Genomic DNA, 21,582 nt, shown 5'->3' on the forward strand with positions numbered 1-21,582 from the left:
TCAAGGGGGACCGCCCTGATGCGGGATCTCGCCGCGCTCTGGACGGGCGACGACGCGACGTACGCGATCGCCTGGGACCGCATCGGCGCCGAGGTGGTCTGGATCAACACCGAACTGGGCCGAGGCGGCCGCCCGCGCGGCGCGGAGCTGATCCGCGCGGGCGGCAACGAGCGCGTCTCCTTCGCCGTGGTCCCCGGCTACGGCCACGGCGACGGGGTCTGGGCCGCCACGGCGGCGGCGGACGTCTGGTCGCGGTTCTGACCCCGCCCGGAAACGGCGCCCGCCCCCCGCGGTGAGGCTCGCGGGGGGCGGGTCGGTCCGGGCTCTGCGCGGCGCGCGACCGCACGACCGCGCGACCGCGCGACCGCGCGACCGCCGGTCAGTGGTTGCGCGGGAAGCCCAGGTCCACTCCGGCGGGGGCGTCCGACGGGTCGGGCCAGCGGGTCGTCACGACCTTGCCCCGGGTGTAGAAGTGGATGCCGTCGTTGCCGTAGATGTGGTGGTCGCCGAAGAGCGAGTCCTTCCAGCCTCCGAAGGAGTGGTAGCCCACCGGCACCGGGATCGGGACGTTGACGCCGACCATGCCCGCCTCGATCTCCAGCTGGAAGCGGCGGGCGGCGCCGCCGTCCCGGGTGAAGATCGCGGTGCCGTTGCCGAACGGCGAGGCGTTGATGAGGGCCACGCCCTCCTCGTACGTCTCGGTGCGCAGGACGCACAGCACCGGGCCGAAGATCTCGTCGCGGTAGGCGTCGGAGTCGGTGCGTACGTTGTCGAGGAGCGACAGGCCGATCCAGTGGCCGTTCTCGTTGCCCTCGACCGTGTAGCCGGTGCCGTCCAGGACCACGTCGGCGCCCTGCGCGGCCGCGCCCTTGACGTAGGAGGCGACCTTGTCGCGGTGGGCGGCCGTGATCAGCGGGCCCATCTCGGAAGTCGGGTCGTTGCCGGGGCCGATCTTGATCTTCTCGGCGCGCTCGCGGATCTTCTCGACCAGCGCGTCGCCGATGGAGCCGACGGCGACGACGGCGGAGATCGCCATGCAGCGCTCGCCGGCCGAGCCGTAGGCGGCGGAGACGGCCGCGTCGGCGGCCGCGTCCAGGTCGGCGTCGGGCAGGACCAGCATGTGGTTCTTGGCGCCGCCGAGCGCCTGGACGCGCTTGCCGTTGGCGGAGGCGGTGGTGTGGATGTGGCGGGCGATCGGGGTGGAGCCGACGAAGGAGACGGCCGCGATGTCGGGGTGGGCGAGCAGCGCGTCCACGGCCTCCTTGTCGCCGTGGACCACGTTGAGGACGCCCGCCGGCAGGCCGGCCTCGGTCATCAGCTCGGCCAGCTTGTTGGACGCCGACGGGTCCTTCTCGCTCGGCTTGAGGACGAAGGTGTTGCCGCAGGCGATGGCCAGCGGGAACATCCACATCGGGACCATCGCCGGGAAGTTGAAGGGCGTGATGCCCGCGACGACGCCCAGCGGCTGGCGGATCGCGGCCACGTCGACCCGGTTGGACACCGACGTCGACAGCTCGCCCTTCAGCTGCGTGGTGATCCCGCACGCCAGCTCGACGATCTCCAGGCCGCGCGCGACCTCGCCCAGCGCGTCCGAGTGGACCTTGCCGTGCTCGGCGGTGATCAGCTCGGCGACGGCGTCGCGGTTGGCGTCCAGCAGGGCCCGGTAGGCGAAGAGCACCTTGGTGCGGGCGGCCAGCGAGGACTGGCCCCAGGACAGGAAGGCCTCCTTGGCGACCTGTACCGCGGCGTCGACCTCCGCGGCCGACGCGAGCGCGACCTGCGTGGTGACCTCGCCGGTGGCCGGGTCGGTGACCGGGCCGTAGTTGCCCGACGCGCCCTCGACGGTCTTGCCACCGATCCAGTGGTTGACGGTCTTCATGCCTGTTGCTCCTTCACAGATGGCGACGTCGCTGCGCGGCTTGCCGGTCGTACTCTTCGCGGGCCTGGGACGCCGCCTTGCGGGTCGCGGTCCCGGCCACAGGAACATCCCACCACGCCTGTGCCGGGGGTGGGCCCGACACAGTGTCGGGCGTTCGGGTCTGTACGTAGACACATGTGGGGCGTGTCGCCGAGCGGGCCTCGGCGAGGGCTTCCCGCAGGTCACGTACGGTTCGGGCGCGGATCACTGCCATTCCGAGGGAGGCCGCGTTGGCCGCGAGGTCCACCGGAAGGGGGTCCCCGGTGTAGGTGCCGTCGGGTGCCCGGTAGCGGTAGGCGGTGCCGAAGCCCTCGGCGCCCACCGCCCCGGAGAGGCCGCCGATGGAGGCGTAGCCGTGGTTGTCCAGCACGACCATCCTGATCGGGACGCCCTCCTGGACGGCCGTGACGATCTCGGTCGGGTTCATCAGGTAGGTCCCGTCGCCGACCAGCGCCCACACGGGCCGGCCGGGCGCGGCGAGCGCGACCCCGATGGCGGCGGGGATCTCGTAGCCCATGCAGGAGTACCCGTACTCCACGTGGTACTGGTCCGCGGACCGGGCCCGCCACAGCTTGTGCAGGTCGCCGGGGAGCGAGCCGGCGGCGTTGACGAGGATGTCGGTGGCGTCGACGAGCCCGTCGAGCAGCCCGAGCACCTGGGCCTGGGTGGGCGGAAGCTCCTCGTCGGGCGCGGGCACGGCGTACGCCCGGTCGACGGCGGCGTCCCAGCGGGCGGCCTCCCGCCGGTACGCCGTCTCGTACGCGGGGTCCACCCGGTGGCCGGCCAGCGCCTCCCGGAGCCCGTCGAGGGCTTCGCGGGCGTCGGCGACGAGGGGGCGGGCGGCGAGCTTGTGGGCGTCGTACGGGTCCAGGTTGAGGCCGACGAACCGGACGGCCGGGTTCTGGAACAGGGTCGCCGAGGCGGTGGTGAAGTCGCTGAGGCGGGTCCCGGCGGCGAGGACCAGGTCGGCCTCCCGGGCGAGGGCGTCGGCGGTGGCCGTGCCCGTGTGGCCGATCCCGCCGACGTCGGCGCGGTGGCCGTGCGGGAGCACTCCCTTGCCCGCCTGGGTGACGGCGACGGGAACGCCGGTCGCCTCGGCGAGGGCGGCGAGGGCGGCCTGCGCCCCGCTGTGCCGGATCCCGCCGCCGGCGACGATCAGGGGCCGCGCGGAGCCCCGTACGGCGTCCGCGGCGGCGGCGAGCTCGGCCCGGTCGGGCCGCGGGCGCCGGACGCGCCAGACCCGCTCGGCGAAGAACTCCTCGGGCCAGTCGTACGCCTCGGCCTGCACGTCCTGCGGCAGCGCGAGGGTGACGGCGCCGGTCTGCACCGGGTCGGTGAGCACGCGTACGGCCTGGAGGGCGGCCGGGACCAGGGCCTCGGGGCGGGTGATCCGGTCGAAGTGGCGGGACACGGGCCGCAGGGCGTCGTTGACGGAGACGTCCCCGGCGTGGGGCACCTCCAGCTGCTGGAGCACGGGGTCGGCGGGGCGGGTCGCGAAGGTGTCGCCGGGCAGCAGGAGCACCGGGATCCGGTTGATCGTGGCGAGGGCGGCGCCGGTGACGAGGTTGGTGGCGCCGGGGCCGATGGACGTGGTGACGGCGTGGGTGGAGAGCCGGCCGCTCTGGCGGGCGTAGCCGACGGCGGCGTGCACCATGGCCTGCTCGTTGCGGCCCTGGAGGAAGGGCATGCCGTCCGGCCCGGCGCCGCCGGTCTCCAGCAGTGCCTGGCCGATCCCGGCGACGTTCCCGTGGCCGAAGATCCCCCACGTGGCGGCGACCAGCCGGTGGCGCCGGCCGTCGCGCTCGGTGTACTGGGCGGCGAGGAAGCGTACGAGCGCCTGGGCGACGGTGAGCCTCATCGGTGGTCCTCCGCTCCTGCTCGGGGGAAGGGCAGCCGGGGGTCGACGTCCTGGCCCTGCCAGGTGCCGCGGATCCAGCCGTGGTCGGGGTGGTCGCGGATCAGCCACTCCCGCGGACCGCCGGTGCCGGGTCCGGCCATCACGTTCAGGTAGTACATGTCGTGCCCGGGGGCGGCCATGGAAGGCCCGTGCCAGCCGTCCGGGATCAGCACGGCGTCACCGGTCCGCACCTCGGCCAGGATGTCGGTCTTCCCCGCCGGGGAGGGCGTGACGCGCTGGTACCCGAGGCCGGGGGTGTCTGCGTGGGGGGCGATCTCGAACCAGTAGATCTCCTCCAGGCGGGACTCCTCGCCGGGGTGGTGCTCGTCGTGCTTGTGCGGCGGGTACGAGGACCAGTTCCCGCCGGGGGTGAGGACCTCGACGGCGATCAGCCGGTCGCACTCGAAGCCGGCGGGGCCTGCGGCGGCGAAGTTGTTGACCTGGCGCGAGCAGTGGCCCGCGCCGCGCAGCTCGACGTGCACGTCTGCGGCCGGGCCGTACCGGGCGGGCAGCCGTCGCTCGCAGCGGGCCCCGGCGAGGGCGAACCGGCCGCCGTGCCTCGCCGTGACCTCCACGTGCGCGTCGCGCGGCACGTAGGCGAAGTCGGTCGGCCCGCCGAAAACCCCGCTCCGCCCCAGCAGTTCGAAGACGTGCGGCTCCGCTGCGGGGGCGCCGCCCCCGAACCCCCGCGCCTCAAACGCCGGCGGGGCTGGATTTGCCTGCGGTCCGCTCTCGGCGAGGCCGGCTCCAACGCCGTCCGGCGGCGCATCAAGCCCCGCCGGCGTTTGAGGCGCGGGGTCCGGGGTGGAGTCCCGGCAGCGGACCTCGCAGGCGCCCGACAGCGGGAGCACGATCCATTCCGCGTCGCCGGAGGCGAACCCGTACGTCTCGCCCGGCTCAAGCTCCAGCACCCGCAGCCGGGTCCACTCCATCTCCCACTCAGACACCACCGGCACGCCCCAGCACCTCCTCCACCTCGTGAGGGAACGGCATCGCGCTGGAGCACGCCAGCCGCGAGGCCACGATCGCCCCCGCCGCGTTCGCGTACCGCACGACACGCCCCAACTCCCATCCCGCCAGCAGCCCGTGGCACAGCGCCCCGCCGAACGCGTCGCCCGCGCCCAGCCCGTTGACGACGTCCACCGCGACCGGCGCCGCCTCGGCCACCGTCCCGTCGCGGTGGACCGCGAGCACGCCCTCCGCGCCGCGTTTGACGACCGCCAGTTCCACCCCGGCGGCGAGCAGCGCCCGGGCCGCCGCGTACGGGTCGGTCTCGCCCGTGGCGACCTCGCACTCCTCCGGGTTGCCGACGGCCACGGTCGCGTGCGCGAGCGCCCGCTCGTAGTACGGCTCCGGCTTCTCCCGCCACAGCATCGGCCGCCAGTCGAGGTCGAAGACCGTCACCGCCGACCGGTCGCGGCCGCGGGCCTCCAGAGCCGCCAGCGTCGCCGCCCGCGAGGGCTCCTCGCTCAGGCCCGTACCCGTCATCCAGAACACGCGGGCCGCCCGTACCGCCTCCAGGTCCACCTCGTCCGGCGCGATCTCCAGGTCCGGGGCCTTCGGCAGCCGGTAGAAGTACAGCGGGAAGCGGTCGGGCGGGAACATCTCGCAGAAGGTGATCGGCGTGGGGAGCCCGGCGACCTCGGTGACCCACCGGTCGTCGACTTCAAAAGCCCGCAGCTCGGTGCGCAGGTACGTGCCGAAGGGGTCCGCACCGGTCCGGCTGATCACCGCCACCCGCCGGCCCAGGCGCGCCGCCGCGACGGCCACGTTCGCCGGGGAGCCGCCGAGGAACCTGCCGAACGTCTCCGCCTCGGCCAGTGGTACGCCGGTCGTCAACGGGTAGAGATCCACCCCGATCCGGCCCATCGTGATCAGGTCGAACGGATTCGGATCGCCGGTGCCGGTCACAGTCAGTCCTCCCACTCGTCCTCCACCCTAAGGTGGCCGTTATGACGTCCTCCCCGCCCGCGTTGACCCGTATCCGCATCGGTTCGGCTCCGGACTCCTGGGGTGTCTGGTTCCCCGACGACCCGCAGCAGACCCCGTGGCGGCGATTCCTCGACGAGGTGGCCGAGGCCGGGTACGAGTGGATCGAGCTCGGCCCGTACGGCTACCTCCCCACGGATCCGGCCCGCCTGGCCGGGGAGACGGCTTCGCGCGGCCTGCGGGTCTCGGCCGGAACGGTCTTCACCGGACTCCATCACGGGCCCGCCGTGTGGGAGGAGACCTGGGAGCACGTGTCGCGGATCGCCGCGCTCACCCAGGCCATGGGCGCCGCCCACCTCGTCGTCATCCCCTCCTTCTGGCGGGACGACAAGACCGGCAAGGTACTGGAGGACCGCACCCTCACGCCCGCCCAGTGGCGCGAACTGGCCTCCCAGACCGAGCGGCTCGGGCGCGAGGTGCAGGACCGGTACGGGTTGCGGATCGTCGTCCATCCGCATGCCGACACCCACATCGACACCCCGGAGAACGTGGCCCGCTTCCTGGACGCCACCGACCCCGGCCTGGTCTCGCTCTGTCTGGACACCGGCCACTACGCGTACTGCGGCGGGGACAGCGTGCGGGCCGTCGAGACCTTCGCCGAGCGGATCGGCTACCTCCACCTCAAGCAGGTGGACCCGCGGATCCTCGCCGAGGTCGTCGCGGAGGCGTTGCCCTTCGGGCCGGCCGTGGGCCGCGGCGTGATGTGCGAGCCGCCGTCGGGGGTGCCCGCGCTGGAGCCCGTACTGGCGGCGGCCCAGCGGCTGGGGGTGGAGCTGTTCGCGATCGTGGAGCAGGACATGTATCCGTGCCCGCCCGACCGGCCGCTGCCGATCGCCCGCCGTACCCGTGCCTACCTGCGCTCCTGCGGCGCCCGCTGACCACTCGGGAGGAACACGACATGACCAGCACGCTCGGCATCGCCGTCATCGGCACCGGGAAGATGGGCGCGGACCACGTGCGCCGGTTCGGGCGGACCGTCGGCGGGGCCCGGGTGGTGGCCGTCGCCGATCCGGACGGGGACCGGGTCAAGGAGGTCGCCCGCACCCTCGACGGCGCCGGCGCGCACACCGACCCGGCGGCGGCCATAGCCGCGCCCGGGGTGCAGGCCGTACTGATCGCGTCCCCCGGGCCCGCCCACGAGGAGGCGATCCTGCACGCCCTGGAGCGGGAGCTGCCGGTGCTGTGCGAGAAGCCGCTGACCCCGGAGCCGGCGGGGGCGCTGCGCGTCATGGAGGCGGAGCAGCGGTTGGGGCGGCGCCTGGTGCAGGTGGGTTTCATGCGGCGCCACGACGCCGAGTACGAGCGGTTGAAGGAGCTGCTGGACGCGGGCGGGATCGGCCGTCCGCTCTTCCTGCACTGCCGGCACCGCAACGCCTCCTCGCCGTCGTTCTTCACCAGCGACATGCTGATCAGCGACTCGGTGGTGCACGAGGTGGACGCCGCCCGCTGGCTGCTGGGGCAGGAGATCACCGCGGTGACGGTGCTCTCGCCGCGGCCGTCGTCGGCCGCGCCCGAGGGGCTGGGCGATCCGCGGATGGTGCTGCTGGAGACCTCCGGAGGGGCCGTCGTGGACGTGGAGATCTTCGTCAACTGCGGCTTCGGCTACCAGGTGCAGTGCGAGGCGGTCGGCGAGGCGGGCACTGCCCGGATCGGCGACGGCCACGCGATGGTGGTGCAGGCGGCGGGCCGGTGGGGCGGCGCGATCGACCAGGACTTCACGGTGCGTTTCGCCGACGCCTACGACCGGCAGCTGCGGCGCTGGGTGGCCGCCGCCGCGCGGGGGCGGGTGGCGGGGCCCGACGCGTGGGACGGCTACGCGGCGGCCGCCGTCTCGGAGGCGGGCCTCGCGGCCGCGCGCAGCGGCGTACGGACGGTGGTGGAGCTCGTGGAACGGCCGGCCCTGTACCGCTGATCCCTCCTGTACCTCTGATCCCTCGTGCGCCCTCATCCGGCCCCTGTGACTCCTCGGTCACAGGGGTCGCGCTTGTGTCACGCATGTCCGGGTCACGCGGGTTTTCCGTCACAGGGGGTCGACAGCCCCTCCCGGGCCCTCGTCTCGCGTCGTTCGCCGGGCACAACGCGAGTGATCGTCAGCGTCCGCGCGCCGGATCTCCGACGGCCGCCCGGCCGGCCCGGCTGCGTGGACCAGGAGGTGTCCAAGATGAGCGACCGACAGCTGTGGTCGTACAAGGAGATCGCCGCGCACATCCGGGTCCAGCCGGACACGGTGCGCTCCTACCGCAAGCACGGTCTTCTGCCGGCGCCCGACCACGTGGAGGGCGGCAGGCCGTACTGGTACGCCGACACGGTCCTCGCCTGGGTGGCCCGGCGGCCGGGCAACCGGGGCCGGCGCGCGGACTGAACCCGCCACGGCGCGCGAAGACGGCAGGCCGATGCTCGCTTTATACCCCCCAGGGGTATAGTCTCGAAGAGTCGGGAGGACGGTGGAGTCATCGGCCGCCCCTCCGGCGACCGGACACACCCCTGAAGAGGAGAACGACATGACCGCCGAGACGGACACCCAGACCACCACCGTCTACCGGGTGACCGGCATGACCTGCGGCCACTGCGAGGGTGCGGTGACCAGCGAGATCTCCGCCCTGCCGGGCGTCACCTCGGTCAAGGCCGTCGCCGCGTCCGGCGAGGTCACCGTGGTCTCCGACGCGCCGCTCGCCGACGAGGACGTCCGCGCCGCCGTGGACGAGGCCGGCTACGAGTTCGCCGGACAGGCCTGAGCCGCACCCTCCCCCTCCTTCGGCAGCACCCGCGGCACTCCGCGGTACCCTGCCGGGCCGTACCGGCCAGCTCATACTGGACCCGTACGGCCCGGCCATCCCCCTGGAGCCGGAACATGACCAGCACAGTGCACGACGACGGACCGATAACGGCGGTCGAACTCTCGATCGGCGGAATGACCTGCGCCTCCTGCGCGGCCCGCATCGAGAAGAAGCTCAACCGGATGGACGGCGTCGAGGCCGCGGTGAACTACGCCACCGAGAAGGCCCACATCTCCTACGGCCGCGGCGTCGAGGTCGCGGACCTGATCGCGACCGTCGTCAAGACCGGGTACACCGCCGAGGAGCCCGCGCCGCCCGCGCCGCCCGCCCCCGCGCCCGGCGAGGAGGAGCCGGCCGTGGCGCCCAACCCGGTGCCGGCCGCCCTGCGGCAGCGGCTGCTGGTCTCCGCCGCGCTCGCCCTGCCCGTCGTCCTGCTCGCCATGGTCCCCGCCCTCCAGTTCGACAACTGGCAGTGGCTCTCCCTGACGCTCGCCGCGCCCGTCGTGGTCTGGGGCGGCTTCCCCTTCCACAAGGCGGCCTGGACCAACGCCCGGCACGGCGCCGCCACCATGGACACCCTGGTCTCGGTCGGCACGCTCGCCGCCTTCGCCTGGTCGCTGTGGGCGCTGTTCTTCGGCCACGCGGGCATGCCGGGCATGCGGCACGGCTTCGACCTGAGCATCTCCCGTACGGACGGCTCCTCGGCCATCTATCTGGAGGTCGCCGCCGGGGTCGTCACCTTCATCCTCCTCGGCCGCTATCTGGAGGCCCGCTCCAAGCGGAAGGCGGGCGCGGCCCTGAAGGCCCTGATGGAGTTGGGGGCCAAGGACGTCGTCGTCCTGCGCGCGGGCCGGGAGGTGCGCGTCCCGGTGTCCGCGCTCACCGTCGGCGACCGCTTCGTCGTCCGCCCCGGCGAGAAGATCGCCACCGACGGCACCGTCGTCGAGGGCAGCTCCGCCGTGGACGCGTCCATGCTGACCGGCGAGTCCGTGCCGGTCGAGGTGTCCACCGGCGACGCGGTCACCGGCGCCACGGTCAACACCTCGGGGCGCCTGCTCGTCGAGGCCACCAGGGTCGGGGCCGACACCCAGCTGGCCCGGATGGCCCGCCTGGTGGAGGACGCGCAGAACGGCAAGGCCGAGGTGCAGCGCCTCGCCGACCGGATCTCCGGGTTCTTCGTGCCCGTCGTCCTGGTCCTCGCGCTCGCCACCTGGACCACCTGGCTGCTCGTCACCGGCGATCCGACGGCCGCCTTCACCGCCGCCGTCGCCGTACTGATCATCGCCTGCCCGTGTGCCCTGGGCCTGGCCACCCCGACCGCGCTGATGGTCGGCACCGGGCGGGGCGCGCAGCTCGGCATCCTGATCAAGGGCCCCGAGGTGCTGGAGTCCACCCGCCGCGTGGACACCGTCGTCCTCGACAAGACCGGCACCGTCACCACGGGCCGGATGACCCTCGCCGGCGTCGTCGCGGCCGACGGGGTCGACGAGCTCGAACTGCTGCGCCTGGCGGGCTCCCTGGAGCACGCCTCGGAGCATCCGATCGCCCGGGCCGTGGCCACCGCCGCCGCCGAGCGGGCGGGTTCCCTGCCCGTGCCGGAGGGCTTCGAGAACCTCGCCGGTCTCGGCGTCCAGGGCGTGGTCGACGGCCACGCCGTGCTGGTGGGCCGCGAGCAGCTGCTGGCGGACTGGTCGATCGCCCTGCCGGCCGGGCTGGCGGAGGCCAAGGCGGCCGCCGAGGCCGGGGGCGGCACCGCGGTGCTGGTGGCGTGGGACGGCGCCGCGCGCGGGGTCCTGACCGTGGCCGACGCGGTCAAGGAGACCAGCGCCGAGGCGGTCGCCCGGCTGCGGGAACTGGGGCTGGCCCCGGTCCTGCTGACCGGTGACAACCGGGCCGTCGCCGAGTCGGTGGCCCGCGAGGTGGGCATCGACGAGGTGATCGCCGAAGTGCTTCCGCAGGACAAGGCGGACGTCGTACGCCGCCTCCAGGAGCAGGGCCGTACGGTCGCCATGGTCGGCGACGGGGTCAACGACGCGGCCGCGCTGGCCCAGGCGGACCTCGGGCTCGCGATGGGCACCGGCACCGACGCGGCCATCGAGGCCGCCGACCTGACCCTCGTACGGGGCGACCTGCGGGTGGCGGCGGACGCGATCCGGCTCTCCCGCCGGACTCTGGCCACCATCAAGGGCAACCTCTTCTGGGCCTTCGGCTACAACGTCGCCGCCCTCCCGCTCGCGGCGGCCGGTCTGCTCAACCCGATGATCGCGGGGGCCGCGATGGCCTTCTCCTCTGTCTTCGTGGTGACCAACAGCCTGCGGTTGCGGTCCTTCCGATAGGCAATCGCCTTCGCATCGTTCCCACAGTTCCTTCACGGGAGACGCAGATCACAGTGACCTCGACGTAACCATCCGGGGTCGAGACAGGTCTAATGGGACGATGCCAGGAACGTCTTGGGGGACGTTCCACGGAAACCTTGGGGGTTTTCCGTGGCATCCGCCGGCCGGGACACGTGCCCCGCGGGAGGCTTTGAGCGGCCCTCCCGACCCGAACGGGTCCCGGCTCAAGGACGCCCCGATCCGGGTCCCGTGGGGGGAATCCGTTTCGGGGGGAAAAGGGAAGCGCCCCGACCGTCGACCCGTGGGGGGATCGACGGCGGGGCGCTTCTCGTGTGCCTGGGTCAGCGGGCCTCGACGGGGACGAAGTCGCGCAGGACCTCGCCGGTGTAGATCTGGCGCGGGCGGCCGATGCGGGAACCCGGCTCCTTGATCATCTCGTGCCACTGGGCGATCCAGCCGGGGAGGCGGCCGAGCGCGAAGAGCACGGTGAACATCTCGGTCGGGAAGCCCATGGCCCGGTAGATCAGACCGGTGTAGAAGTCCACGTTCGGGTAGAGGTTGCGCGAGACGAAGTACTCGTCGGCGAGCGCGTGCTCCTCCAGCTTGAGCGCGATGTCGAGCAGCTCGTCGCTCTTGCCGAGCGCCGAGAGGACGTCGTGCGCCGCCGCCTTGATGATCTTCGCCCGGGGGTCGAAGCTCTTGTAGACGCGGTGCCCGAAGCCCATGAGGCGGACGCCGTCCTCCTTGTTCTTCACCTTGCGGATGAAGGCGTCGACGTCGCCGCCGTCGTTCTTGATGCCTTCCAGCATCTCCAGGACGGACTGGTTGGCGCCGCCGTGCAGGGGGCCCCACAGGGCCGAGATGCCGGCGGAGATCGAGGCGAACATGTTCGCCTGCGAGGAGCCGACCAGGCGCACGGTGGAGGTGGAGCAGTTCTGCTCGTGGTCCGCGTGCAGGATCAGCAGCTTGTCGAGCGCGGAGACCACGACCGGGTCCAGGTCGTACTCCTGGGCCGGCACGGAGAAGGTCATGCGCAGGAAGTTCTCGACGTAGCCGAGGTCGTTGCGCGGGTAGACCACCGGGTGGCCGACCGACTTCTTGTACGCGTAGGCCGCGATGGTCGGCAGCTTGGCCAGCAGCCGGATCGTCGAGAGGTTGCGCTGCGTCTCGTCGAAGGGGTTGTGGCTGTCCTGGTAGAACGTCGACAGCGCGCTGACCACCGAGGACAGCATGGCCATCGGGTGGGCGTCGCGCGGGAAGCCGTCGTAGAAGCGCTTGACGTCCTCGTGCAGCAGCGTGTGCTGGGTGATCTCGTTGCGGAACGACGCGAGCTGGTCGACGGTCGGCAGCTCACCGTTGATCAGCAGGTAGGCGACCTCGATGAAGGTCGAGCGCTCCGCCAGCTGCTCGATCGGGTAGCCGCGGTAGCGCAGGATGCCCTGCTCACCGTCGAGGTAGGTGATCGCGGACTTGTAGGCGGCGGTGTTGCCGTAGCCGCTGTCCAGCGTGACGAGCCCGGTCTGGGCCCTCAGCTTCGAGATGTCGAAGCCCTGGTCGCCGACGGTGCTCTCAACCACCGGGTAGGTGTATTCGCCGTCCGCGTACCGGAGTACTACAGAGTTGTCGCTCACGTCATCCCTCACCGACGTAGTGCCTCTTCTTCGAGGTGCCCTGACTGCCTCTACCTTCCCCCATTTGGCGCAGAAGAGTGCACTCGGGGTCGGCCTTCGGTCCTCCTGACGGCACTGAGTGCCGCCAACCTGCTCATCCTGCCCCCTCCGCACGGCGGCGGGAACCCCAAATGATCGATCATCTAGGTGATGTTTCCCACCGGTATCCGTCCGGACAGCCGTGGCGCGACCGCCGTGTACCTTCTGCCTGCCGAAACGGTACGCACCGCCTGGCCGAGGGCCTTCCGTGACCCGACGAGGACGACCAGTTTCTTCGCCCTGGTCACCGCCGTATAGAGCAGATTGCGCTGGAGCATCATCCAAGCCCCGGTGGTGACCGGGATCACCACCGCGGGATATTCACTCCCCTGCGAGCGGTGGATGGTGACGGCGTAGGCGTGGGCCAGCTCGTCGAGCTCGGAGAACTCGTAGCCGATCTCCTCGTCCTCCTCCGTCCGCACCGTCAGGCGCTGCTCTTCCACGTCCAGGCCGGTGACCACGCCGACGGTGCCGTTGAAGACGCCGTTGGCGCCCTTGTCGTAGTTGTTGCGGATCTGGGTGACCTTGTCACCCACCCGGAAGACCCGGCCGCCGAACCGCTTCTCCGGCAGGTTCGGCCGGGCGGGGGTCATCGCCTGCTGGAGCAGCCCGTTGAGGTTGCCCGCGCCCGCCGGGCCTCGGTGCATGGGGGCGAGCACCTGGACGTCCCGCCTCGGGTCGAGGCCGAACCGGGCCGGGATCCTGCGGGCCGCCACGTCCACGGCCAGTACGCCGGCCGCCTCGGTGTCCTCCTCGGGGAAGAGGAAGAAGTCCGGCAGCCCGTCGGTGATGGGCTGGACACCGGTGTTGATCCGGTGCGCGTTGGTGACCACCCCCGACTGCTGGGCCTGCCGGAAGATCCGGGTGAGGCGCACCGCGGGCACCGGTCCGCCCTCCGCGAGCAGGTCCCGCAGCACCTCCCCGGCGCCGACCGAGGGCAGCTGGTCCACGTCTCCCACGAGCAGCAGGTGGGCGCCCGGCGCGACGGCCTTGACCAGCTTGTTGGCCAGCAGCAGGTCCAGCATCGAGGCCTCGTCGACCACGACCAGGTCGGCGTCCAGCGGCCGGTCCCGGTCGTAGGCCGCGTCCCCGCCCGGTTTGAGTTCCAGCAGCCGGTGCACCGTGGAGGCCTCGGCCCCGGTGAGCTCCGAGAGCCGCTTGGCTGCCCGGCCGGTGGGTGCGGCCAGCACCACCTTGGCCTTCTTGGCCCGGGCCAGCTCGACGATGGAGCGCACGGTGAAGGACTTGCCGCAGCCGGGGCCGCCGGTCAGGACGGCGACCTTGCGGGTCAGCGCCAGTCTGACCGCGTCGCGCTGCTCGGGGGCGAGCGAGGCGCCCGTGCGTCCGGCGAGCCAGCCGAGGGCCTTGTCCCAGTCCACGTCCTGGAAGGACGGCATCCGGTCGTCCTCGGCGTTCAGCAGCCGGCGCACCTGCCCGACCAGGGACAGCTCGGCCCGGTGGAAGGGCACCAGGTACACGGCGGTCAGCGGATCGGGCCCGCCCTGCGGGTCCGGCACGGACTCCCGTACGACGCCCTCCGGGTCGGCGGCCAGCTCGGCCAGGCACTCGATCACCAGCCCGGTGTCGACCTGGAGCAGCTTCACCCCGTCGGCGATGAGCTTCTCCTCGGGCAGGAAGCAGTGCCCCTGGTCGGTGGACTGGGACAGGGCGTACTGCAGTCCGGCCTTGACCCGCTCGGGGCTGTCGTGCGGGATCCCGACGGCCTGCGCGATGCGGTCGGCGGTGAGGAAGCCGATGCCCCACACGTCGGCGGCGAGCCGGTAGGGCTGGTTCCTGACGACGGAGATGGAGGCGTCGGCGTACTTCTTGTAGATGCGCACCGCGATGGAGGTGGAGACGCCGACGCCTTGAAGGAAGACCATGACCTCCTTGATGGCCTTCTGCTCCTCCCAGGCCGCCCCGATCAGCCTGGTCCGCTTGGGGCCGAGCCCGGGCACCTCGATGAGCCGCTTCGGCTCGGCCTCGATCACGTCGAGGGTGTCGGTGCCGAAGTGCTCCACGATCCGGTCGGCGATCTTCGGGCCGATGCCCTTGATCAGGCCGGAGCCGAGGTAGCGCCGGATGCCCTGGACGGTGGCGGGCAGGACGGTGCGGTAGTTCTCCACGCTGAACTGCCGGCCGTACTGCGGGTGGGAGCCCCAGCGGCCCTCCATGCGCAGCGATTCGCCGGGCTGCGCCCCGAGCAGGGAGCCGACCACGGTGAGCAGGTCGCCGCTGCCGCGGCCGGTGTCGACGCGGGCGACCGTGTAGCCGCTGTCCTCGTTGGCGTAGGTGATGCGTTCGAGCACGCCCTCGACCACCGCCAGTTGCACCGCCCCAGGTGCCCCGTCCGTTGCCATGACCCGCAAACTACCGGGCGGCGCCGACATCGCGTCAGGCCTGTGGACAGCGCGAAGGGGGTCCCGCCTCACGGCCGGACCCCCTCACGGTTACCCCTCCCTCGTCGGACTTCCCGATCCCCCCAGATCCCTCCCCGGAAGTGCCGACGCAACATACGACCCGCGGCCACCCGGGAGGGTTGCATCCGGAGTCCCAGATTTACGTTTCCGTTACCCAACGCCTACTCGAAGTGCCGGCGAATCGGCACAGACGTAGCGTTTCAGGCATGAGCGAATCCTCATTCCAGGACGACGTGCTCGGCGAGCTCGGCGACGACCGGCTACACGAGATCGCCTCGCTGCTCGGCACGGACACCAGCGGCGCACGCGACACGGTCGCCACCACGGTCGGTGCGATGACCGGCGGCCTCCAGCAGAAGGCCGGTGCCGACGACGAGGACGGCGCGGAGGTGCGCCAAGCCCTCGCCGAGGTCTCCGAGCCCCCGCTGCAGGGCGTCTCCACCCTCGGCGGCGGTCTGGGCGGGCTGCTGAGCGGCGGGATGATGGCCGGTGTGCTGGCCAAGCTGAGCCGGCCCGTCGCCAACGCCGTCTCGAAGAAGACCGGCATCCCCGCGGCCACGGTCAGCCGGGTCGTCGAGATGCTGATCCCGGTCCTGCTGACCGTGTTCGCCAAGCGCGCCGCCGCCGGCAAGGCCACGGGTGCCGGTACGCCCGCGGGCGGGGCCCCCGGCGCGGGCCCCGCGGGCGCGGGCGGCGGCCTCGGCGACCTCCTGGGCCAGATCCTCGGTGGCGGGAGGAAGTAGCCCCCGGGCAGGGATCACCCCGGCTGCCGGGCGCCCGCGCCGGCACTCGTACGGGCCTCCTCCGCCGGGGCCGGGCCGGCGGCGGCGGTGCGGGGCCGGGGCCGCGCGGGGGCCAGTGACGTCAGGGCCACCCCGCCCACCAGCAGGACGGCCGCCACCCAGCGCAGGCCCGACACCCGCTCCCCCAGCACCAGGGCCGCCGAGGTCATCCCGAAGACCGGTACGAGCAGGCTGAACGGGGCCACCGACGAGGCCGGGTAGCGGCGCAGCAGGTACCCCCAGGCCCCGAAGCCGAAGACGGTCGAGACCCAGGCGACGTACACGATGACGCCGGCCCCGGACCAGTCCAGGGCGCGCAGGGCGGCCAGGTCCCGTTCCGGCCCCTCCAGCATCAGGGACAGCACGAACAGCGGCAGCACGGGGACCGTGCACACCCAGACCATGAAGTTCAGCGCGTCCGGCGGGGAGGCCTTGCGGGTCAGGACGTTGGAGACGCCCCAGCAGGCGGCGGCCGCCACGACCAGGGTGAAGCCGAGCACCGGCCCGGAGGTCCCGCCGTCCGCGGCGGCCACCGCGATCCCGGCCAGTGCGACGGCCATGCCGGCCACCCGCACCCGGCCCGGCCGCTCGCGGAGCACGACGGCGGCCAGGGCGGCGGTGAAGACGGCCTGGACCTGCAGGACGAGGGAGGACAGCCCGGCCGGCATCCCCGCGTCCATACCGGTGAAGAGCAGGCCGAACTTGGCGACGCCGAGGGCGATCCCCACCCCCGCGATCCACTTCCACGCGACCTTGGGCCGCCCGACGAAGAACACGGCGGGCAGGGCGGCGACGAGGAAGCGCAGCGCGGACAGCAGCAGGGGCGGGAAGTGGCCGAGTCCGATCTCGATGACCACGAAGTTGAAGCCCCAGACGGCGGCGACGAGCACGGCGAGTGCGGTGTGTACGGGACGCATGCACCGAGCATCACCTCGGCGAACCATGTAGCACCAGCGCGAATCTCTTCGCACATGAATGAAGCAGTGCTTACGAATAACATGGCGGGATGCTCGATCTCGCCAGGCTGCGCGCCCTGCACGCCGTATCCGTCCACGGCTCGGTCGCGGCCGCCGCGGCCGCCCTCGGCTACACCCCTTCCGCGGTCTCGCAGCAGATCGCCAAGCTGGAGCGGGAGACCCGCACCACCCTGCTGGAACGGCGCGGGCGCGGGGTCGCCCTCACCGAGGAGGCCCGCCATCTGGCGGACACGGCGCAGGAGTTGCTGGCGATCGTGGAACGCGCCGAGACCACCCTGGAGGAGCGCCGCGGGCAGCCGAGCGGGCTGCTCACGGTCGCCGCGTTCGCCTCGGCCGCGCGCGGGCTGCTGCCGGGGGTGCTGGCCGACCTGGCCCGCCGGCACCCGTCCCTGGACGTACGCCTCACCGAGGTCGACCCGCACCTGTCGGTGGACCTGGTGGCCCGCGGCGTGACCGACCTGGCCGTCGCCCACGACTGGGACATCGCCCCGCTGCCCGCGCCCGAGGGGGTCGAGCAGGCCCTCATCGGCGACGACCTCTGCGACCTGGTCGTCCCGGCCGGCCACCCCTTCACCTCCCGCGGGACCGTCCGGCGCTCCGACCTCGGCGGCCAGCGCTGGGTGTGCCAGCCGCCGGGCCGGGTCTGCCACGACTGGCTGATGCGGACGCTGCGCACCGCCGGCTTCGAGCCCGACATCGCGCACGTCGCCGAGGAGAACCACACCATCGTCGCCCTGGTGGCGGCCGGACTCGGAGTGGCGGTCGTCCCCCGGCTGGGCACGGGCGAGCTGCCGCCGGGCGCCGTGGCCGTACCTCTGGAACCGGGCCCGGTCCGCCGGCTGTACGCCCTGTGGCGCACCGGCGCCGCCCGCCGCCCGGCCATCACCGAAGCGGTCCGCACCCTCCAGGACCACTGGCTCACGCGATAACGCTCCCGCGGGGGCCAGGCGTGTAACGGGGTTTCCCCCCGCGCGCCGAACGCAACCGCCCCCGCCGGGGCCGGGTGTGCGGCGGGGTGTCCCCGCAGGGCGCCGAACACAACCCCCCGCGCGGCACACCACCGGGTCACGTTCGGCGCCCGAGGAGACACCCCGGCGCGCGGCCGGCCCCACCAACGCCCCCGCCAAGCACCCCCCGGGGACCGCGACCGCCCCCGCCGGGGCCGGGTGTGCGGCGGGGGGTCCCCGCAGGGCGCCGAACACAACCCCCCGCGCGGCACACCACCGGGTCACGTTCGGCGCCCGAGGAGACACCCCGGCGCGCGGCCGGCCCCACCAACGCCCCCGCCAGGCACCCCCCGGGGACCGCGACCGCCCCCGCCGGACACCCCCGGGCAACCGCGCCCGACCCCGCCGCCACCCCCGCCGGGAGGCACGCGGCGCCGCGACACGACCGCGACACGCCCGGCGGCGCCCGGACCCCACCGGTAGGGTCCGGCGCGTGCCGAACCACGCCTCCCGCCGGACCCTGCTCGCCGCGGCCGCCGCGGCCGCCGCCACGGCCGCGGGGGCGGTCGCCGCCACCTCGGGCACCGCCCGCACCGCCACCGCCGACACCTCCGACGCCCTCAACCCCGAAGGCCCGCCCGGCCGCCGGCCCGACCGGGCCGCCCTCCGGCGCACCGTGGACCGGATGAGCCTCGCCGAGAAGGTCGGGCAGCTCTTCGTCTCCCGGGCCTACGGGCACTCCGCCACCGAACCCGACCCGGCGGACGCCGACCAGAACAGCGCGGCGTTCGGCGTACGCACCGCCGCCGAGCTGGTCTCCCGCTACCACCTCGGCGGGATCGTCTACTTCGCCTGGGCCCACAACACCCGCGCCCCGCACCAGATCGCCACGCTGTCGGCCGGTCTCCAGCAGGCGGCCCTCACCTCCGGCGCCCGTATCCCGCTGCTGCTCTCCACCGACCAGGAGCACGGCGCCGTGGCCCGCATCGGCAAGCCCGCCACGCTCTTCCCGGGGGCGATGGCGCTCGGCGCCGCCGGTTCCGCCGCCGACGCCCGGCTCGCCGCCCGTGTCGCGGGCTCCGAGCTGGCCGCCATGGGCATCCGGCAGGACTACGCCCCCGTCGCCGACGTCAACGTCAACCCGGCCAATCCGGTCATCGGCGTACGCTCCTTCGGCTCCGACCCGCGCGCCGTCGCGGAGCTGGTCGCCGCCCAGGTGCGCGGCTACCAGGGCGCCGGGGTGGCCGCCACCGCCAAGCACTTCCCCGGGCACGGGGACACCGAGACCGACAGCCACGTCGGCCTGCCGGTCATGCGGCACACCCGCGCCGAGTGGGAGGAGCTGGACGAACCGCCGTTCCGCGCCGCGGTGCGGGCCGGCGTGGACGCCATCATGACGGCGCACATCGTCTTCCCCGCGCTCGATCCCTCGGGGGACCCGGCGACCCTCTCCCGGCCGATCGTGACGGGCATCCTGCGCGAACGCCTCGGCTTCCGGGGGGTGGTGGTCACCGACGCCCTGGACATGGCCGGCGTCCGCCAGAAGTACGGCGACGACCGGGTGCCCGTACTGGCCCTCCTGGCGGGCTGCGACCAGCTGCTGAACCCGCCGGACCTGCCGCTCGCCCACCGAAGCGTGCTGGCGGCCGTCGAGTCGGGCGAGCTGGCGGAGGACCGGATCGACGAGTCGGTGCTGCGGATCCTGGAACTGAAGTCCCGCCGGGGGCTGTTCGGCGGGGCGAACCCCTCCGCCGCGTCGGTGGACGCGGTCGTCGGCGTACGCGAGCACCTGGACGCCGCCGACCGGATCGCCGGCGCCACCACGACCCTGCTGGCGAACCCCGCCGCGCTGGTGCCGTTCGACGCCGGGGCCGCGCCGCGGCTGCTGGTCACCGGGACCGACCCGGTCTCCCCCAGCGGCACCACCGGACCGCCCACCGTCGTCCTGGCCCGCGAGCTGACCGCGCTGGGCTGCCGGGCCGAGGCCGTGCCGCCCGTGCGCGCGGCGGCCGCGGCGGCAGGTCACGCGGCGGTGCTGGTGTGCACGTACAACGTCCCGGAGGGGGACGGTCCGCAGCGCACGCTGGTGGCGGATCTGGTCGCCACCGGCGTCCCGGTGGTCCTGGTGGCGCTGCGCAACCCCTACGACCCGGCCCGGCTGCCGGCCTGCGCGGCGGAACTCGCGACGTACTCGTGGGGGGACGCGGAGATGCGGGCGGCGGCCCGGGTCCTGACCGGGGCGGCGCGGCCGAGGGGCCGTCTCCCCGTACCGGTCCCCGGCCGCTACCCGCTGGGGCATGGGCTCTCGCCGGGCTCCTGAGAGCGCCCGCCGGCACGACGGAGGGCGTGCCCGCACGGACCGCGGACACGCCCTCGCCTGTGGCTGCTACCGCCTTACGGGCGCAGCTGCGGCTCGCGTTCCAGGTCGCGGCGGTCGAGTTCGGCGTCCGGGGCCGCCAGCGGCGCCGCCCGGCCCGTGTCGGCGAGCGTCGCGGCCGGAGCCACCCCGGCCCACTGGAGGATCTTGGCGGTCGCGAGGGCCTTCTCGCCGTCGAGGAGCTTGGCGACGTTGGCCCCGTGGTTGGCGCCCGGCGCGATCATCACGTGGCTGTCGCGGGCTCCGTAGCCGATGCGGAACGGCTCGGCGCCCCACGGGTCGTTCTGCCCGTACACGAACAGCATCTGGTTCGCGTGGTCGCGCACCCACCTGTCGATGTCGGCCATGGCTCCGGGCTGGAAGGCCATGGGGATGTCGCGGGGCACGAAGTTGCGCGGCGGCTGGTAGCCGTAGCGGCTCAGGTTGCCCAGGTGCGGCTGCTTGATGTTCGGCGAGCCGAGCTGGGTGCCCGCCTGGTAGTAGTACGGCGTGTACGTCTCCAGGCCCTGGTCGGTGTAGGCGGAGAAGCCGGAGATCGCGTCGATGGAGTCCCAGATATCCTGGTCGGAGGCGGTGGCGGCGGCCGGGATCGCGGCGCAGTCGGCCAGCAGGCTGTACTGCCAGAAGGCCCACACGTAGTCGAGGACGACGGCCTCGTAGGCCTTGTCGAGGTTGCCGATGGTGTTGAAGGTCCAGCCGTTCTCGGCGGCGGCGGTCGCGTACCTGGCCTCCAGCGGCTCACGGCGCAGCAGTGCCTCGCGCTGCACGGCGTTCAGCTTGTCGCGGCACTCCTTGGTGCCGACCTTGGCGAAGAACCGGTCGTAGGCCGAGTCCTCCTTGTCGGCGACGTCGTTGGGCGCGACGTAGGCGACGACGCCGTCCATGTCGCGCGGGTAGAAGCGCTCGTAGTACGTCGCCGTCATGCCGCCCTTGCTGCCGCCGGTGGCCAGCCAGTTCTTCTTGTAGATCTTCTTTAGGGCGGTGAAGATGCGGTGCTGGTCGCTGGCGGCCTGCCAGATGTCCAGGTGGGCCCAGTTGGCCGGGTCGGGCCGGGAGGGCGTGAAGAATCGATACTCCATGGACACCTGGTTGCCGTCGACGATGGTCGTCGGCTCGCTGCGGCGCGGGTTGGTGTTGACGTTGTAGCCGGAGGTGAAGAACACCGACGGCCGGGAGACGTCCTTGTGCAACAGGGTCAGGCGCTGCTTGAAGGTGCCCTTCCACGGCTGCCGGTGGTCGACCGGCTGCTCGTAGTTCAGCACGAAGAATCGGTAGCCGGGATACGGCTTCTCCTCGATCAGGCTCATCCCGGGAATGCCGAGGATCTGGTCCTTGATGTCCGCGGCGGCCGCCGGCTCCGCGGCGGTGGCCGCTTGTGCCGTGGTGCCGGCCGCACCCATGGTGCCGATGAGCACCACGAGCGACAGCAGCCATCCGAGCGTCTTGCGCATTC

17 protein-coding genes are annotated in these 21,582 nt (G+C 73.1%); 9 read left to right on the top strand and 8 right to left on the bottom strand.

Translation table 11 applies throughout. The annotated features are described in order from the left end of the window. Nucleotides 1-18 precede the first annotated feature (18 nt). Nucleotides 19-261, top strand: a complete 243-nt coding sequence (locus tag BSL84_RS11780; RefSeq protein WP_075970310.1) for a hypothetical protein — start codon at nt 19-21, stop codon at nt 259-261. A 118-nt stretch (nt 262-379) separates the two neighbouring features. On the opposite strand, the gene BSL84_RS11785 is transcribed toward BSL84_RS11780, so the two are convergent. From BSL84_RS11785 to iolC, 4 genes are read right to left on the bottom strand one after another with little or no spacing between them, the layout of a single operon-like run. Beyond that, the gene (locus BSL84_RS11785) at nt 380-1,879 is read right to left on the bottom strand and encodes a CoA-acylating methylmalonate-semialdehyde dehydrogenase (RefSeq protein ID WP_075970311.1); all 1,500 of its coding nucleotides are present in this window, start codon (nt 1,877-1,879) and stop codon (nt 380-382) included. Nucleotides 1,880-1,892: 13 nt separating this feature from the next. Further along, nucleotides 1,893-3,776 carry a 3D-(3,5/4)-trihydroxycyclohexane-1,2-dione acylhydrolase (decyclizing) gene (iolD, locus tag BSL84_RS11790; protein WP_045323805.1) on the bottom strand — a complete coding sequence of 628 codons (1,884 nt, stop codon included), beginning with the start codon at nt 3,774-3,776 and terminating at the stop codon, nt 1,893-1,895. Next, nucleotides 3,773-4,747: a 5-deoxy-glucuronate isomerase gene (gene iolB / locus BSL84_RS11795; protein WP_075972055.1), complete on the bottom strand. Its 975-nt coding sequence runs from the start codon at nt 4,745-4,747 to the stop codon at nt 3,773-3,775. Before iolB ends, iolD begins: the two co-directional genes overlap by 4 nt. A 7-nt stretch (nt 4,748-4,754) precedes the next feature. After that, nucleotides 4,755-5,684, bottom strand: coding sequence for a 5-dehydro-2-deoxygluconokinase (gene iolC / locus BSL84_RS11800; RefSeq protein WP_030030705.1), 930 nt, complete (start codon nt 5,682-5,684; stop codon nt 4,755-4,757). A gap of 83 nt (nt 5,685-5,767) precedes the next feature. Between iolC and BSL84_RS11805 the strand changes: the two genes are divergently transcribed. The 5 genes from BSL84_RS11805 (at nt 5,768) to BSL84_RS11825 (ending at nt 10,917) form a co-directional block, all read left to right on the top strand. Continuing rightward, nucleotides 5,768-6,682 (top strand): sugar phosphate isomerase/epimerase family protein, encoded by a 915-nt coding sequence (locus BSL84_RS11805; protein WP_075970312.1) that lies wholly within the window; start codon nt 5,768-5,770, stop codon nt 6,680-6,682. A 20-nt stretch (nt 6,683-6,702) separates the two neighbouring features. Continuing rightward, complete coding sequence (locus BSL84_RS11810) at nt 6,703-7,716, top strand: Gfo/Idh/MocA family protein (RefSeq protein ID WP_030030707.1); 1,014 nt, start codon at nt 6,703-6,705, stop codon at nt 7,714-7,716. Between the two features lie 249 nt (nt 7,717-7,965). Next, nucleotides 7,966-8,166, top strand: a complete 201-nt coding sequence (locus BSL84_RS11815) for a helix-turn-helix transcriptional regulator (protein ID WP_030030708.1) — start codon at nt 7,966-7,968, stop codon at nt 8,164-8,166. 139 nt (nt 8,167-8,305) lie between these two features. Then, nucleotides 8,306-8,539, top strand: a complete 234-nt coding sequence (locus tag BSL84_RS11820; protein ID WP_030030709.1) for a heavy-metal-associated domain-containing protein — start codon at nt 8,306-8,308, stop codon at nt 8,537-8,539. Nucleotides 8,540-8,655: 116 nt separating this feature from the next. Further along, entirely contained in the window at nt 8,656-10,917 is a 2,262-nt protein-coding gene (locus BSL84_RS11825) for a heavy metal translocating P-type ATPase (RefSeq protein ID WP_075970313.1), read from the top strand. 341 nt (nt 10,918-11,258) lie between these two features. Here the strand turns inward: BSL84_RS11825 and BSL84_RS11830 are convergent, their stop codons facing one another. Beyond that, entirely contained in the window at nt 11,259-12,548 is a 1,290-nt protein-coding gene (locus BSL84_RS11830) for a citrate synthase (RefSeq protein WP_030029946.1), read from the bottom strand. Between the two features lie 182 nt (nt 12,549-12,730). Beyond that, the gene (locus tag BSL84_RS11835) at nt 12,731-14,986 is read right to left on the bottom strand and encodes an ATP-dependent RecD-like DNA helicase (RefSeq protein ID WP_030029944.1); all 2,256 of its coding nucleotides are present in this window, start codon (nt 14,984-14,986) and stop codon (nt 12,731-12,733) included. Nucleotides 14,987-15,252: 266 nt separating this feature from the next. On the opposite strand from BSL84_RS11835, the gene BSL84_RS11840 reads away from it, so the two are divergent. Beyond that, nucleotides 15,253-15,789 (top strand): DUF937 domain-containing protein, encoded by a 537-nt coding sequence (locus BSL84_RS11840; protein ID WP_075970314.1) that lies wholly within the window; start codon nt 15,253-15,255, stop codon nt 15,787-15,789. A gap of 14 nt (nt 15,790-15,803) precedes the next feature. On the opposite strand, the gene BSL84_RS11845 is transcribed toward BSL84_RS11840, so the two are convergent. Beyond that, entirely contained in the window at nt 15,804-16,745 is a 942-nt protein-coding gene (locus tag BSL84_RS11845; RefSeq protein WP_045323809.1) for an EamA family transporter, read from the bottom strand. An 89-nt stretch (nt 16,746-16,834) separates the two neighbouring features. On the opposite strand from BSL84_RS11845, the gene BSL84_RS11850 reads away from it, so the two are divergent. Both BSL84_RS11850 and BSL84_RS11855 read left to right on the top strand, forming a co-directional pair. Next, on the top strand, nt 16,835-17,734 hold the full coding sequence (locus BSL84_RS11850; RefSeq protein WP_075970315.1) for a LysR family transcriptional regulator: 900 nt from the start codon (nt 16,835-16,837) through the stop codon (nt 17,732-17,734). A gap of 511 nt (nt 17,735-18,245) precedes the next feature. Next, nucleotides 18,246-20,072 (top strand): glycoside hydrolase family 3 protein, encoded by a 1,827-nt coding sequence (locus BSL84_RS11855; RefSeq protein WP_075970316.1) that lies wholly within the window; start codon nt 18,246-18,248, stop codon nt 20,070-20,072. A 74-nt stretch (nt 20,073-20,146) separates the two neighbouring features. Here the strand turns inward: BSL84_RS11855 and BSL84_RS11860 are convergent, their stop codons facing one another. Then, complete coding sequence (locus tag BSL84_RS11860) at nt 20,147-21,580, bottom strand: S28 family serine protease (RefSeq protein ID WP_075970317.1); 1,434 nt, start codon at nt 21,578-21,580, stop codon at nt 20,147-20,149. Nucleotides 21,581-21,582 lie beyond the last annotated feature (2 nt).

The sequence above is a fragment of the Streptomyces sp. TN58 genome (assembly GCF_001941845.1).
Classification (GTDB): domain Bacteria; phylum Actinomycetota; class Actinomycetes; order Streptomycetales; family Streptomycetaceae; genus Streptomyces.

What these genes read in the sequence shown, in the direction of transcription:
- BSL84_RS11835 (WP_030029944.1), bottom strand. Translation starts at nt 14,986, where the DNA reads ATGGCAACGGACGGGGCACCTGGGGCGGTGCAACTGGCGGTGGTCGAG.
- BSL84_RS11850 (WP_075970315.1), top strand. Translation starts at nt 16,835, where the DNA reads ATGCTCGATCTCGCCAGGCTGCGCGCCCTGCACGCCGTATCCGTCCAC.
- BSL84_RS11805 (WP_075970312.1), top strand. Translation starts at nt 5,768, where the DNA reads ATGACGTCCTCCCCGCCCGCGTTGACCCGTATCCGCATCGGTTCGGCT.
- BSL84_RS11845 (WP_045323809.1), bottom strand. Translation starts at nt 16,745, where the DNA reads ATGCGTCCCGTACACACCGCACTCGCCGTGCTCGTCGCCGCCGTCTGG.
- BSL84_RS11815 (WP_030030708.1), top strand. Translation starts at nt 7,966, where the DNA reads ATGAGCGACCGACAGCTGTGGTCGTACAAGGAGATCGCCGCGCACATC.
- iolC (WP_030030705.1), bottom strand. Translation starts at nt 5,684, where the DNA reads ATGGGCCGGATCGGGGTGGATCTCTACCCGTTGACGACCGGCGTACCA.
- BSL84_RS11780 (WP_075970310.1), top strand. Translation starts at nt 19, where the DNA reads ATGCGGGATCTCGCCGCGCTCTGGACGGGCGACGACGCGACGTACGCG.
- BSL84_RS11785 (WP_075970311.1), bottom strand. Translation starts at nt 1,879, where the DNA reads ATGAAGACCGTCAACCACTGGATCGGTGGCAAGACCGTCGAGGGCGCG.
- BSL84_RS11825 (WP_075970313.1), top strand. Translation starts at nt 8,656, where the DNA reads ATGACCAGCACAGTGCACGACGACGGACCGATAACGGCGGTCGAACTC.
- BSL84_RS11840 (WP_075970314.1), top strand. Translation starts at nt 15,253, where the DNA reads ATGAGCGAATCCTCATTCCAGGACGACGTGCTCGGCGAGCTCGGCGAC.
- BSL84_RS11810 (WP_030030707.1), top strand. Translation starts at nt 6,703, where the DNA reads ATGACCAGCACGCTCGGCATCGCCGTCATCGGCACCGGGAAGATGGGC.
- iolB (WP_075972055.1), bottom strand. Translation starts at nt 4,747, where the DNA reads ATGGAGTGGACCCGGCTGCGGGTGCTGGAGCTTGAGCCGGGCGAGACG.
- iolD (WP_045323805.1), bottom strand. Translation starts at nt 3,776, where the DNA reads ATGAGGCTCACCGTCGCCCAGGCGCTCGTACGCTTCCTCGCCGCCCAG.
- BSL84_RS11860 (WP_075970317.1), bottom strand. Translation starts at nt 21,580, where the DNA reads ATGCGCAAGACGCTCGGATGGCTGCTGTCGCTCGTGGTGCTCATCGGC.
- BSL84_RS11820 (WP_030030709.1), top strand. Translation starts at nt 8,306, where the DNA reads ATGACCGCCGAGACGGACACCCAGACCACCACCGTCTACCGGGTGACC.